Origin of the sequence: Salmonella sp. SAL04213, from assembly GCF_046550535.1 — a bacterium.
Classification (GTDB): Bacteria; Pseudomonadota; Gammaproteobacteria; order Enterobacterales; family Enterobacteriaceae; genus Salmonella; species Salmonella enterica.
Genome location: NZ_JBGDXS010000003.1, coordinates 479,534 through 492,660 on the forward strand (window position 1 = coordinate 479,534; position 13,127 = coordinate 492,660).

Sequence of the window (13,127 nt, forward strand, 5' to 3'; positions counted from 1 at the left end):
TGTCGAGACCTGTCATCTTCCTTATGCTTGTGCTCTGCTCACAGGAGGGATTTATGGCTGGCTGGCATCTTGATACCAAAATGGCGCAGGATATCGTGGCGCGCACTATGCGCATCATCGATACCAATATCAACGTAATGGATGCCCGCGGGCGTATTATCGGCAGCGGCGATCGGGAACGTATTGGTGAATTGCACGAAGGCGCGCTGTTAGTGCTGTCGCAGGGCCGGGTTGTGGATATCGACGACGCCGTGGCGCGACACCTGCACGGGGTACGTCAGGGGATTAATCTTCCCTTACGCCTTGAGGGCGAAATTGTCGGCGTGATCGGCCTCACCGGCGAACCAGAGCATCTGCGTAAATATGGCGAACTGGTGTGTATGACTGCCGAAATGATGCTGGAGCAGTCGCGGTTAATGCACCTTTTGGCGCAGGATAGCCGTTTGCGCGAAGAGCTGGTGATGAACCTGATTCAGGCCGAAGAAAATACGCCGGCGCTGGTGGAATGGGCGCAGCGTTTGGGGATAGATTTGAACCAGCCGCGTGTGGCGGCGGTGGTGGAAGTCGACAGCGGCCAGCTTGGCGTCGATAGCGCAATGGCGGAACTTCAGCAGTTGCAGAATGCGCTTACCACGCCGGAGCGTAACAACCTGATAGCCATTGTTTCTCTCACCGAGATGGTGGTGCTCAAACCCGCCTTAAACTCGTTTGGTCGTTGGGATGCTGAAGATCATCGTAAGCGCGTAGAGCAGCTTATCTCGCGCATGAAAGAGAATGGTCAGCTACGTTTTCGCGTGGCGCTGGGCAATTACTTTACCGGGCCAGGCAGTATTGCACGCTCATACCGCACGGCGCGCACCACGATGATGGTCGGCAAACAGCGGATGCCAGAAAGCCGCAGCTATTTTTATCAGGATTTGATGCTGCCGGTTCTGTTAGATAGCCTGCGTGGCGGCTGGCAGGCCAATGAGCTGGCGCGCCCGCTGGTAAAACTCAAAGCGATGGATAACAACGGGTTATTACGTCGGACGCTGACGGCGTGGTTTCGCCATAATGTCCAGCCGCTGGCGACCTCTAAGGCGCTGTTTATTCATCGTAACACGCTGGAATATCGGCTAAATCGTATTTCGGAACTGACCGGGCTGGATTTGGGAAATTTTGACGATCGGCTGTTGCTGTATGTGGCGCTGCAATTGGATGAACAGCGTTAAGCCCGGCGGCGCTACGCTTATCAGGCCTACCGGGATATATCTGTAGGCCGGATAAGGCGTAACACGTCGCCATCCGGCAACACACAGCTTACTTGCGGGTAAGCTTGTCCAGATCGGCTTCGATTTCACTGATCTTATTCGCGACGACGCTTTCCAGATGGCGCAAGTCGTCGAGGATCTTACGTTTGAGATCGAGTTCTGAGCGGTCGCGCTGGCAGATTTGGTCCAGCTCGTCAATCACATAGCGTAGGTTAGGGCTAATCTCCTGTACTTCTTTATAACCCTGACCGATGCCATCGGCCACCACCGTTTTACGCTGGCGTGGATACTTAAACTTCACGCTTTTAGCAAAGAATTCACCTCTATCCTTTTGAAAATAGATTTTCAGGATATCGTTATTGGCTTCTTGCCGCAGGCTGTAACGATCGATTTCCTCAGGATTGGTAATGCCCAGACTTTTTAGATTGTCATACATAGCGGTATCCTTCATCACACTATAACTTTTGAATAATTAACGAAAAATTGGTTTTTCGCCACCAGTGTATACAAAAAAAGCGCGGTTGATCGCAGAAGACGTCTCGGCAACGTAATGAGCAAAAGGGCGGCGGTTATTGATAGCTTAAGTAATTCAACGTGATATTCCGTTTATAGAGAAAGCGTTTGAAGTCAGTGTGGGAAATTGACCGGAGGCAGTGGTCGATAACCTTGAGAGGCGGAGTCTATGTCCGGAACGTATAATGCTACTATTCGCCGGGTGGTGGTTTCCGCCTGGATAGGAAACTCCATTGAATATTATGATTTTCTATTATACGGCCTGGCAAGCGCGCTGGTATTTGGCCCGCTTTTTTTCCCTGGCGCCAGCCCATTGACTGCAACGTTATCTTCTTTTGCCAGTTTCGGCGTGGGATTTATCTCCCGGCCGCTGGGCGCACTATTTTTTGGCAACAGGGGAGATACGCTTGGGCGTAAAAACACGTTATTAATTACGTTAGGGGGGATGGGCGCGGTCACGTTTCTCATCGGTTGCCTGCCTTCTTACGCCAGTATTGGCGCGCTGGCGCCTGCTTTACTGGTTATTCTGCGTTTTCTACAGGGATTTATGGTTGGAGGCGAATGGGGAGGCGCCATGTTGATGGTCGTGGAATATGCTGCTGGAAAGCACCGGGGGCGGTTAAGCGCGCTATCGCAAACAGGAGGACTCACGGGACAATTATTGGCGACAGGCGTATTTATAGTCGTGACCCAATTACCGAAGGAGGCGTTGTTATCGTGGGGATGGCGTATTCCTTTTCTGCTCAGTGCGCTTTTGGTGTTGCCTGGATTATATATGCGTCATCGTCTGGATGAGACGCCTGTCTTCCGTGCGTTTAAAAAGCAGCAGGCCATTAATCATAGGCAGCAAAGAGAAGAAAGGCCGGTGGTCAAAGTAGTACGAGAACAATGGCGTAGCATTTTGCTGATTATAATTCTGCGTTTTGCGGAAAGCGTTCCCTTTTTTCTTGCTACCGTCTTCGCGGTTTCCTGGGCGACAACGCAGCTTGGGATTGCCAGCCTGACTATTCTGTACATTGTAATGTTCACCTGTCTGTTGACGTATCCCATGCACGTGCTATTTGGCATCATGTCGGATCGGCGTGGCTGCCGTCAGGTGTATATTTTCGGCGCGCTTTTTGTCGCGGCAATGGCTTTTCCCTTTTTCTGGCTGCTGGAAAGCCGTTCGCTCATACTGATGACAATGGGCTACGTTCTGCTTATTAACATTGGTCATAATTCACTGAATGCCGTGCAACCTTCTTTTTTCGCCGGACTGTTTCATCCGCCTGTACGCTACAGCGGTTCATCAATTGGCGCTCAGTTGGGGGCGGTTGTGGCAGGGGGATTCACGCCGTTTATCGCTAAAGCGTTAAGCGCAGTCTATGATAACAGTTGGACTTTGGTTGCCGGTTATGTCGTTTTAACTGCGCTGGCTTCGGCGTTTGCGGCAAAGATTGCGCCGGAAACCGTGTTACCGCATTCGCCGTAATGCAAAGGGGGGCTGTCGCCCCCGCTTTTCACTCGCTTAATCAATAGTGCGCAATAATTCGTTAATGCCCACTTTACCACGCGTTTTGGCGTCGACTTTTTTCACGATCACCGCGCAGTACAGACTGTACTTGCCGTCTTTTGACGGCAGGTTGCCGGAAACGACCACGGAGCCCGCCGGTACGCGGCCATAGTGAACTTCACCGGTTTCGCGATCGTAGATTTTGGTGCTCTGGCCGAGGTATACCCCCATGGAAATGACGGAGCCTTCTTCGACAATGACGCCTTCCACGACTTCAGAACGCGCGCCAATAAAGCAGTTGTCTTCAATGATGGTCGGGTTAGCCTGCAGTGGCTCCAGTACGCCGCCGATACCCACGCCGCCGGAAAGGTGAACATTTTTACCAATCTGCGCGCAGGAACCCACCGTCGCCCAGGTGTCAACCATGGTACCTTCGTCAACGTAGGCGCCGATGTTAACGTAAGACGGCATCAGCACGGTGTTGCGGGCGATAAATGCGCCCTGACGAACGGCCGCAGGCGGAACGACGCGGAAGCCTTCTTTCTGAAAACGCGCTTCGTCGTAATCAGCGAATTTCATCGGGACTTTATCGAAGTAGCGGCTTTCCGCACCGTCGATAACCTGGTTATCGTTAATACGGAAAGAGAGCAGAACCGCTTTCTTCAACCACTGGTGAGTGACCCACTGACCGTCGATTTTTTCTGCGACACGCAGCGCGCCGGAATCAAGTAGAGAAATGACCTGGTTTACCGCCTCTCGGGTCACGGTATCTACATTTGCCGGCGTAATATCGGCGCGGCGCTCAAAAGCGGTCTCAATAACGTTCTGTAACTGCTGCATTGTTAAACTCTTTCATATAAATAAACACACTACCCTTTATCGTTTGGATTGAGGGCCGCTGTCAACCGTTGTTGCACCTCAAGTTGCAGCACATTATTAAGTGCGCGCCGATCCGCTGTGGCGATTATGAATAAATCTTCTACTCGTTCACCAATGGTTGTAATTCGGGCGCCATGAAGCGAAATTCCCAGATCGGCAAAAATTTGTCCGACCCTGGCCAGCAGACCAGGTTGATCGAGCGCGATCAATTCCATGAATGATTTTCTGTCGGTATGGGTGGGCAGAAAATTGACTTCCGTTTCGACCGTAAAGTGCCGTAACTTTGCCGGTTGCCGACGCGGCTGCGGCGGCTGCCAGCTACGCTGCGTAATGGTTTGTTCAAGACCGGTGCGAATAACGTCATGGCGATCCGCCGCCAGCGGGCTGCCGTCTGGTTCCAGAACGATAAACGTATCCATTGCCATGCCGTCGCGAGTGGTAAAGATCTGCGCGTCATGGACGCTTAAATTACGCCTGTCCAGCTCGGCGCAGACGGCGGCAAACAGATAGGGTCTGTCCGGACTCCAGATAAAAATTTCGGTTCCACCGCGCGTGGCCTGCGGACTGAGCAACACTAATGGTTGGCGCAGATCGTGCTGCAATAAATGGCGTGCGTGCCAGGCGAGCTGATTTGGACTATGACGAACAAAATAGTTAGCGCGACAGCGGGTCCAGATTTTGTGCAGCGCGGCTTCATCAATGTTGTCCATTCGCAGCAGCGCCAGCGCCTGAAGCTGATGGTGACGCACGCGCTCACGCATATCCGGCGTATTTTGCATTCCACGTCTGAGCTGTTTTTCAGTGGCGAAGTACAGCTCGCGCAACAGGCTCTGTTTCCAGCTATTCCACAAGGTTTCGTTGGTCGCGCAGATGTCCGCGACGGTCAGGCAGACCAGAAAACGCAGCCGTGTTTCGGTTTGCACCTCTTCGGCAAACTGCTTAATGACTTCCGGATCCTGGATGTCGCGGCGCTGGGCGGTGACTGACATCAGCAGATGTTGGCGCACCAGCCAGGCGACCAGTTGCGTTTCGCGTGAGTTCAAACCGTGCAGTTCGGCGAAGGTGAGTACATCCTGCGCGCCCAGTACGGAATGGTCGCCGCCGCGTCCTTTCGCAATATCGTGGAACAGCGCGGCGATCAGGATCAGTTCCGGATGGGGAAGCCGCGGCCAGAGATCGACGCATAGCGGATGGCGCTGGCGCGTCTCTTCTTTCGCAAAGCTCTCCAGTTTGAGCATTACGCGGATGGTGTGTTCATCCACCGTGTATGCGTGGAACAGGTCAAACTGCATTTGTCCGACGATGTGCGACCACTGCGGCATATAAGCCCACAGTACGCTGTGGCGATGCATGGGCAGCAGGCCGCGGCTGACCGCGCCGGGATGGCGCAGCATACTAAGAAACAGAGTGCGCGCCTCCGGGATGTAACACAGCGGTTGGCTCAGGTGGCGGCGGGCGTGGCGCAAGTGGCGTAACGTCGTAGAGTAGATGCCGGTGATCGCGCTATTGCGCACCATCATATAAAACATCCGCAGGATCGCTTGCGGTTCGCGGATAAACAGCGTGTCGTCACGCAGATCAATGAGCGTGCCGCGTAGTTGAAACTCATCGTCAACAGGACGCGGTTTTTCATCCGCAGGCAGCGCCAGAATCGCCTCGTCAAATAGCTGAAGCAGCATCTGATTAAGTTCGCTCACCCGACGCGTAACCCGGAAGTAGTCTTTCATCATCCGCTCAACCGGATCATTGCCCTCGCCGCTGTAGTTAAGGCGTTGAGCAACGCTTAACTGGCGGTCGAACAGCAGGCGGTTATCGTAGCGGCTGACCACCAGATGTAGCGCAAAGCGAATGCGCCACAGGATATGCAGGTACTCGTTGAGCTCCGCGCGCTCAGCCGGGGTTAAAAAGCCGAATCCCACCATCTCATCGAGCGAGGTAGCGCCGAAGTGACGTCGGGCGACCCACTGCAATGTATGGATATCGCGCAGGCCGCCGGGGCTGCTTTTAATATCCGGCTCCAGATTATAGCTGGTACCGTGATAGCGCTGGTGACGCTGGTTCTGCTCTTCTACTTTGGCGGCGTAAAATTTGTCGGACGGCCAAAAACCTTCGCTGAAAATATGTTTTTGCAGTGCCAGAAACAGAGCGACATCACCGATCAGCAGGCGCGTTTCGATGAGGTTTGTCGCAACGGTTAAATCAGACAGACCTTCCAGCAGACACTCTTCCAGCGTACGTACGCTATGCCCGACATCCAGCTTGACGTCCCATAATAAAGTCAGCAGCTCGCCGACCTTTTGCGCCTGTTCATCGGGCAGCTTTTTGCGGCTTAAAATGAGCAGATCAATATCGGAAAGCGGATGCAGTTCGCCGCGTCCATAGCCGCCGACGGCGACCAGCGCCAGATCGGCAATCTGACCGAAACCGGCCTCAATCCACAGGCGTTGCAACAACTGGTCGATAAATTCGGTACGAGCTTCAATAAGCTGTTCAGCACAAATGCCGCTGTCAAATGCCTCTCCCAGCCAGTGTTGAAAGATGTCGATGCGGGCTTTGATACCGGCGACGGTCAGTTCAGCGCGCGGCCAGACGCCAGGGTTTTGCGGCTGGTCAGGGAGGGTGGGGAGTGCGGTATTCGCGTGCTGTTCAGGAAGAGTATTCATATGCGCCACCCATTAAAAAGCCGGATGGTGGCGTGAACGCCTTATCCGGCCTACGTATTTACTCTTCATCCTTCAAGTTGCTTCTACGTTGGCTGCGCTCGTTCACTCCAGTCACGTACTTATGTACGCTCCTGAAGATTCACTCTCTTGCCGCCTTGAGGCAACTCGAATGATTTTGAGTAAAGGTGTAATTTGTAGGCCTGATAAGATGCGAAGGCATCGCCATCAGGCAAAACATTATTCGTCGTGTGTGATGATCGCCGGGATGGTGTCATCTTTACGCAGCGTCAGAATTTCACAGCCGTTTTCCGTTACCACAATAGTATGCTCGTACTGAGCAGACAAGCTGCGGTCTTTGGTTTTTACCGTCCAGCCGTCTTTCATGGTGCGGATACGGTAATCCCCGGCGTTCAGCATCGGTTCAATGGTAAAGGTCATGCCAGGCTGCAACACGACGCCGCCATCGTCTGCATCATAATGCAGCACCTGCGGTTCTTCATGGAAGCCGCGACCAATACCGTGTCCGCAGTATTCACGTACCACGGAGAAACCTTCGCCTTCGGCATATTTCTGGATGGCGGCGCCAATGGTGCGCAGGCGGATGCCCGGTTTCACCATTTTGATGCCCAGATACAGGCTCTCTTGCGTGACGCGGCACAGACGCTCGCCCAGAATGGTCGGTTTGCCGACGATAAACATCTTCGAGGTATCGCCGTGGAATTCATCTTTAATCACGGTCACGTCGATGTTGACGATATCACCATCTTTCAAATGTTTAGCGTCATCCGGAATGCCGTGGCATACCACTTCATTAATAGAGATACAGACGGATTTCGGATAGCCGTGGTAGCCGAGGCAGGCGGAGATCGCGTGTTGTTCGTTAACGATGTAATCGTTACAGATACGGTCCAGTTCGCCAGTGGTGACGCCCGGTTTGATATACGGTTCGATCATTTCCAGCACTTCGGCTGCCAGACGGCCCGCGACGCGCATTTTTTCGATGTCTTCAGATGTCTTGATAGAGATAGCCATGAATTCTGTCCATCAGTGCCGATGATTTCGGCAATAATTGTGTAAGTGCTGACAATGGTATCAGTCAGGGGTGTACCCTGCCAAATTGAGAATCATTCTGAACTTCGCCTTTCGTGCCACAGGTGCGTTGGCGACATTTTTTCACCCCAGTCACTTATTGGCCGTAAGCTCCCGGGGATGCAAAAATTTGCCGCCTGCTTGTAACACGAAATTCATCGTTCAATTCAGCATTGAGTGCCAACAATTATTGGTGTCGGTGGCGTATTTGTGGTATAAAGCGCGCCGGACTTCCGATCCATTCGAAGACTACACACGATGGACGGGAGCGACAAATCTCACTTTGTGTAACAACACACACGTATCGGCACATATTCCGGGGTGCCCTTTGGGGTCGGTAATATGGGATACGTGGAGGCATAACCCCAACTTAATCTATAGAGGTTTTAAATCATGGCAACTGTTTCCATGCGCGACATGCTCAAGGCTGGTGTTCACTTTGGTCACCAGACCCGTTACTGGAACCCGAAAATGAAGCCTTTCATCTTCGGCGCGCGTAACAAAGTTCACATCATCAACCTTGAGAAAACTGTACCGATGTTCAACGAAGCTCTGGCTGAACTGAACAAGATCTCTGCTCGTAAAGGTAAAATCCTTTTCGTTGGTACTAAACGCGCTGCAAGCGAAGCGGTGAAAGAAGCTGCTAACAGCTGCGACCAGTTCTTCGTGAACCATCGCTGGCTGGGCGGTATGCTGACTAACTGGAAAACAGTTCGTCAGTCCATCAAACGTCTGAAAGACCTGGAAACTCAGTCTCAGGACGGTACTTTCGAAAAGCTGACCAAGAAAGAAGCGCTGATGCGTACTCGTGAGCTTGAGAAACTGGAAAACAGCCTGGGCGGTATCAAAGACATGGGCGGTCTGCCGGACGCTCTGTTCGTTATCGATGCTGACCACGAGCACATTGCTATCAAAGAAGCGAACAACCTGGGTATCCCGGTATTTGCTATCGTTGATACCAACTCTGATCCGGACGGCGTTGACTTCGTTATCCCGGGTAACGATGACGCAATCCGTGCTGTTAGCCTGTACCTGGGCGCTGTCGCTGCAACCGTTCGTGAAGGCCGTTCTCAGGATCTGGCTTCCCAGGCGGAAGAAAGCTTCGTAGAAGCCGAGTAATAAGGCTTGATAACTCCCTAAAATAGTTCGAGTTGCAGGAAGGCGGCAAGCTCGAGAATTCCCGGGAGCTTACATCAGTAAGTGACCGGGATGAGCGAGTGAAGGCAACGCGCCTGCGGCTCGAAATATGAAGGGGAGAGCCCTTATAGACCAGGTAGTATCACGTTTGGTTAGGGGGCCTGTATATGGCCCCCTTTTTCACTTTTATATCTGTGCGGTTTGATGCCGGGCAGATCAAATCTTTCGAGGATTTTAGAATGGCTGAAATTACCGCATCCCTGGTAAAAGAGCTGCGTGAGCGTACCGGCGCAGGCATGATGGATTGCAAAAAAGCGCTGACTGAAGCGAATGGCGACATTGAGCTGGCAATCGAAAACATGCGTAAGTCCGGCGCTATCAAAGCGGCGAAAAAAGCAGGCAACGTGGCTGCTGACGGCGTAATCAAAACCAAAATCGACGGCAACGTCGCTTTCATTCTGGAAGTTAACTGCCAGACTGACTTCGTGGCTAAAGATGCTGGCTTCCAGGCATTTGCTGACAAAGTGCTGGACGCCGCTGTTGCTGGCAAAATCACTGACGTAGAAGTTCTGAAAGCACAGTTCGAAGAAGAGCGCGTTGCTCTGGTAGCGAAAATTGGCGAGAACATCAACATTCGTCGCGTCGCTTCCCTGGAAGGCGACGTTCTGGGTTCTTACCAGCACGGTGCGCGCATTGGCGTTCTGGTTGCCGCTAAAGGCGCTGACGAAGAGCTGGTTAAACAGCTGGCGATGCACGTTGCGGCAAGCAAGCCGGAATTCGTTAAGCCGGAAGACGTGTCTGCTGACGTGGTAGAGAAAGAGTACCAGGTACAGCTGGACATCGCGATGCAGTCCGGTAAGCCGAAAGAAATCGCAGAGAAAATGGTTGAAGGCCGCATGAAGAAATTCACCGGCGAAGTTTCTCTGACTGGTCAGCCTTTCGTCATGGAACCGAGCAAATCTGTTGGCCAACTGCTGAAAGAGCACAACGCTGACGTGACTGGCTTCATCCGCTTTGAAGTGGGCGAAGGCATTGAGAAAGTCGAGACTGACTTTGCAGCAGAAGTTGCTGCGATGTCTAAGCAGTCCTGATTTTCCTGAGGAGCCGCCTGAGGGCGGCTTCTTTTTGCGCCTCTCTTGTAAAATCAGCCGACGCCTGGCGTCTGCGCTGAAATGCGACGTACAATGTCGCCGGAATTAACTCATATCAATCGTTGACAGTCTCAGGAAAGAAACATGGCTACCAATGCAAAACCCGTCTATAAACGCATTCTGCTTAAATTAAGCGGCGAAGCTCTGCAGGGTACGGAAGGCTTCGGTATTGATGCAAGCATACTGGATCGTATGGCTCAGGAGATCAAAGAACTGGTTGAACTGGGTATTCAGGTTGGTGTGGTGATTGGCGGTGGTAACCTGTTCCGTGGCGCGGGTCTGGCAAAAGCGGGGATGAACCGCGTTGTGGGCGACCACATGGGCATGTTGGCCACCGTCATGAACGGCCTGGCAATGCGTGATGCGCTTCACCGCGCCTATGTGAACGCCCGCCTGATGTCGGCAATTCCTTTAAACGGCGTGTGCGACAACTACAGTTGGGCCGAGGCTATTAGCCTGCTGCGTAATAACCGTGTTGTGATTCTGTCTGCAGGTACGGGTAACCCGTTCTTCACTACCGACTCTGCGGCCTGTCTGCGCGGGATCGAAATTGAAGCGGATGTCGTACTGAAAGCGACCAAAGTGGATGGCGTATTCACTGCCGATCCGGCAAAAGATCCTTCCGCGACCATGTACGATCAGCTGACCTACAGCGAAGTGCTGGATAAAGAGCTGAAAGTGATGGATCTGGCGGCGTTCACGCTGGCTCGTGACCACAAACTGCCGATTCGTGTTTTCAACATGAACAAACCAGGCGCGCTGCGTCGTGTGGTGATGGGCGAAAAAGAAGGGACGTTAATCACGGAATAATTCCCGTGAGCGCCAAATACGGGTAAGATTCTGTTCTATTGACGGGTCTTATTACCTGGCAGAAATTAAACGAGACTATACTTAGCACATCTTTGTATTGTGTGACCGTCTGGTCTGACTGAGACTAGTTTTCAAGGATTCGTAACGTGATTAGCGATATCAGAAAAGATGCTGAAGTACGCATGGAAAAATGCGTTGAAGCGTTCAAAACCCAAATCAGCAAAGTGCGCACGGGTCGTGCTTCTCCCAGCCTGCTGGATGGTATTGTCGTAGAATACTATGGCACTCCGACCCCGCTGCGTCAGTTGGCAAGCGTAACGGTAGAAGACTCCCGTACCTTAAAAATTAACGTGTTTGACCGTTCTATGGGGCCAGCCGTTGAAAAAGCGATCATGGCGTCAGACCTCGGTTTGAATCCAAGCTCTGCGGGCACCGACATTCGCGTTCCGCTGCCGCCGCTGACCGAAGAACGTCGTAAAGATCTGACGAAAATTGTCCGTGGCGAAGCGGAGCAGGCGCGTGTCGCCGTTCGTAACGTCCGTCGTGATGCGAACGATAAAGTAAAAGCTCTGCTGAAAGATAAAGCGATCAGTGAAGATGACGATCGTCGCTCTCAGGAAGAAGTACAGAAAATGACCGACGCGGCAATTAAGAAAGTTGATGCGGCGTTGGCAGATAAAGAAGCAGAACTGATGCAGTTCTGATTGATCTGTACGCAGATATAAACTCATTCCACCGCTAACCTGGCGGATGAGTGGTGTACAAAGCGCCGCGCAGAAGACATTATCAGGTCTCCTGTGCGGCGTTTTGCTTTTTATTCCGTTTCAACACTTCTGGACGTTTCATGAAGCAATTAACCATTCTGGGCTCGACCGGCTCTATTGGTTGCAGCACACTGGACGTGGTGCGCCATAATCCTGATAGCTTCCGCGTTATCGCGCTGGTGGCGGGTAAAAATGTCGCCCGCATGGCGGAGCAATGCCTGGAGTTCTCGCCGCGTTATGCCGTGATGGACGATACGTCGAGCGCAGAACAGCTCAAAATAATGCTTCAGCAGCATGGCAGCCGCACCGAGGTTCTGAGCGGTCAGCAGGCTGCCTGTGAGATGGCGGCGCTTGATGAGGTCGGGCATGTGATGGCGGCCATTGTGGGCGCGGCTGGTTTACTGCCGACCCTGGCGGCGATTCGCGCAGGAAAGACGATTCTGCTGGCGAATAAAGAATCGCTGGTGACCTGCGGGCGGCTGTTTATGGACGAAGTAAAACGCAGCAACGCCCGGCTTTTACCCGTCGATAGCGAACATAACGCGATTTTTCAGAGTTTGCCGCAATCTATTCAGCATAATCTGGGATACGCTGACCTTGAGCAAAATGGCGTAACGTCGATTTTGCTTACCGGGTCTGGTGGCCCGTTTCGTGAAACGCCAATGTGCGATCTGGCAGCGATGACGCCGGATCAGGCATGTCGTCATCCGAACTGGTCGATGGGGCGAAAAATCTCCGTCGACTCCGCCACCATGATGAATAAAGGTCTGGAATACATTGAAGCGCGTTGGTTATTTAATGCCAGCGCACGTCAGATGGAAGTGTTGATCCATCCGCAATCGGTCATTCATTCGATGGTGCGTTATCAGGACGGCAGCGTCCTGGCGCAGCTTGGAGAACCTGACATGCGTACGCCTATTGCGCATACGATGGCATGGCCGAATCGCGTCACGTCCGGCGCGCAGCCGCTTGATTTTTGCAAACTCAGCGCGCTGACGTTTAGCGCGCCAGATTATCAGCGTTATCCGTGCCTGAAGCTGGCGATGGAGGCGTTTGAGCAAGGTCAGGCGGCAACGACGGCGCTCAATGCGGCAAACGAAATCACCGTTGCCGCGTTTCTGGCGCAACAGATTCGTTTTACCGATATCGCCGGGCTCAATTTAGCGGTGCTGGAGAGGATGGATTTACAGGAACCGGCAAGCGTTGAGGACGTATTGCAGGTTGACGCCATCGCGCGTGAAGTAGCCAGAAAACAAGTGATACGGCTCTCACGCTGACGATTATCCCGCGACAGAAGATCGTGCTATTTGTTAGCGTTGGGCTTCGGTGATATAGTCTGCGCCACCTGATCGCAGGTTTTTGGCTTTTTTCGGTCAGGT

At 52.8% G+C, this 13,127-nt stretch carries 11 protein-coding genes; 7 read left to right on the forward strand and 4 right to left on the reverse strand.

The window, feature by feature from the left end:
- Positions 1–53: 53 nt before the first annotated feature.
- The gene (gene cdaR, locus ACLJPQ_RS11680; RefSeq protein ID WP_000929420.1) at positions 54–1,211 is read left to right on the forward strand and encodes a DNA-binding transcriptional regulator CdaR; all 1,158 of its coding nucleotides are present in this window, start codon (positions 54–56) and stop codon (positions 1,209–1,211) included.
- An 88-nt stretch (positions 1,212–1,299) separates the two neighbouring features.
- Here cdaR and ACLJPQ_RS11685 read toward each other — a convergent pair whose 3' ends face one another.
- A complete protein-coding gene (locus ACLJPQ_RS11685) occupies positions 1,300–1,686 on the reverse strand; it encodes a DUF3461 family protein (RefSeq protein ID WP_000272193.1) in 387 nt (128 codons plus the stop codon).
- Between the two features lie 246 nt (positions 1,687–1,932).
- On the opposite strand from ACLJPQ_RS11685, the gene ACLJPQ_RS11690 reads away from it, so the two are divergent.
- The gene (locus ACLJPQ_RS11690; RefSeq protein WP_080184973.1) at positions 1,933–3,234 is read left to right on the forward strand and encodes an MFS transporter; all 1,302 of its coding nucleotides are present in this window, start codon (positions 1,933–1,935) and stop codon (positions 3,232–3,234) included.
- A 36-nt stretch (positions 3,235–3,270) separates the two neighbouring features.
- Here the strand turns inward: ACLJPQ_RS11690 and dapD are convergent, their stop codons facing one another.
- From dapD to map, 3 genes are all read right to left on the reverse strand, one after another.
- Positions 3,271–4,095, reverse strand: a complete 825-nt coding sequence (dapD, locus tag ACLJPQ_RS11695) for a 2,3,4,5-tetrahydropyridine-2,6-dicarboxylate N-succinyltransferase (protein WP_001186673.1) — start codon at positions 4,093–4,095, stop codon at positions 3,271–3,273.
- Positions 4,096–4,124: 29 nt separating this feature from the next.
- Positions 4,125–6,797, reverse strand: coding sequence for a bifunctional uridylyltransferase/uridylyl-removing protein GlnD (gene glnD / locus ACLJPQ_RS11700; protein WP_001094526.1), 2,673 nt, complete (start codon positions 6,795–6,797; stop codon positions 4,125–4,127).
- Between the two features lie 237 nt (positions 6,798–7,034).
- Positions 7,035–7,829, reverse strand: coding sequence for a type I methionyl aminopeptidase (map, locus tag ACLJPQ_RS11705; protein ID WP_001018214.1), 795 nt, complete (start codon positions 7,827–7,829; stop codon positions 7,035–7,037).
- Between the two features lie 450 nt (positions 7,830–8,279).
- Here map and rpsB point away from each other — a divergent pair, with 450 nt between their 5' ends.
- The 5 genes from rpsB to ispC all read left to right on the forward strand — a co-directional run bounded on the left by rpsB (position 8,280) and on the right by ispC (position 13,025).
- Positions 8,280–9,005 carry a 30S ribosomal protein S2 gene (gene rpsB / locus ACLJPQ_RS11710; protein WP_000246886.1) on the forward strand — a complete coding sequence of 242 codons (726 nt, stop codon included), beginning with the start codon at positions 8,280–8,282 and terminating at the stop codon, positions 9,003–9,005.
- Between the two features lie 257 nt (positions 9,006–9,262).
- On the forward strand, positions 9,263–10,114 hold the full coding sequence (tsf, locus tag ACLJPQ_RS11715) for a translation elongation factor Ts (RefSeq protein WP_000808106.1): 852 nt from the start codon (positions 9,263–9,265) through the stop codon (positions 10,112–10,114).
- Between the two features lie 144 nt (positions 10,115–10,258).
- Positions 10,259–10,984, forward strand: coding sequence for a UMP kinase (gene pyrH / locus ACLJPQ_RS11720; protein WP_000224567.1), 726 nt, complete (start codon positions 10,259–10,261; stop codon positions 10,982–10,984).
- 146 nt (positions 10,985–11,130) lie between these two features.
- Positions 11,131–11,688 (forward strand): ribosome recycling factor, encoded by a 558-nt coding sequence (gene frr, locus ACLJPQ_RS11725; RefSeq protein WP_000622423.1) that lies wholly within the window; start codon positions 11,131–11,133, stop codon positions 11,686–11,688.
- Positions 11,689–11,828: 140 nt separating this feature from the next.
- Positions 11,829–13,025, forward strand: coding sequence for a 1-deoxy-D-xylulose-5-phosphate reductoisomerase (ispC, locus tag ACLJPQ_RS11730; protein ID WP_000811905.1), 1,197 nt, complete (start codon positions 11,829–11,831; stop codon positions 13,023–13,025).
- The last annotated feature ends 102 nt before the right edge of the window (positions 13,026–13,127 follow it).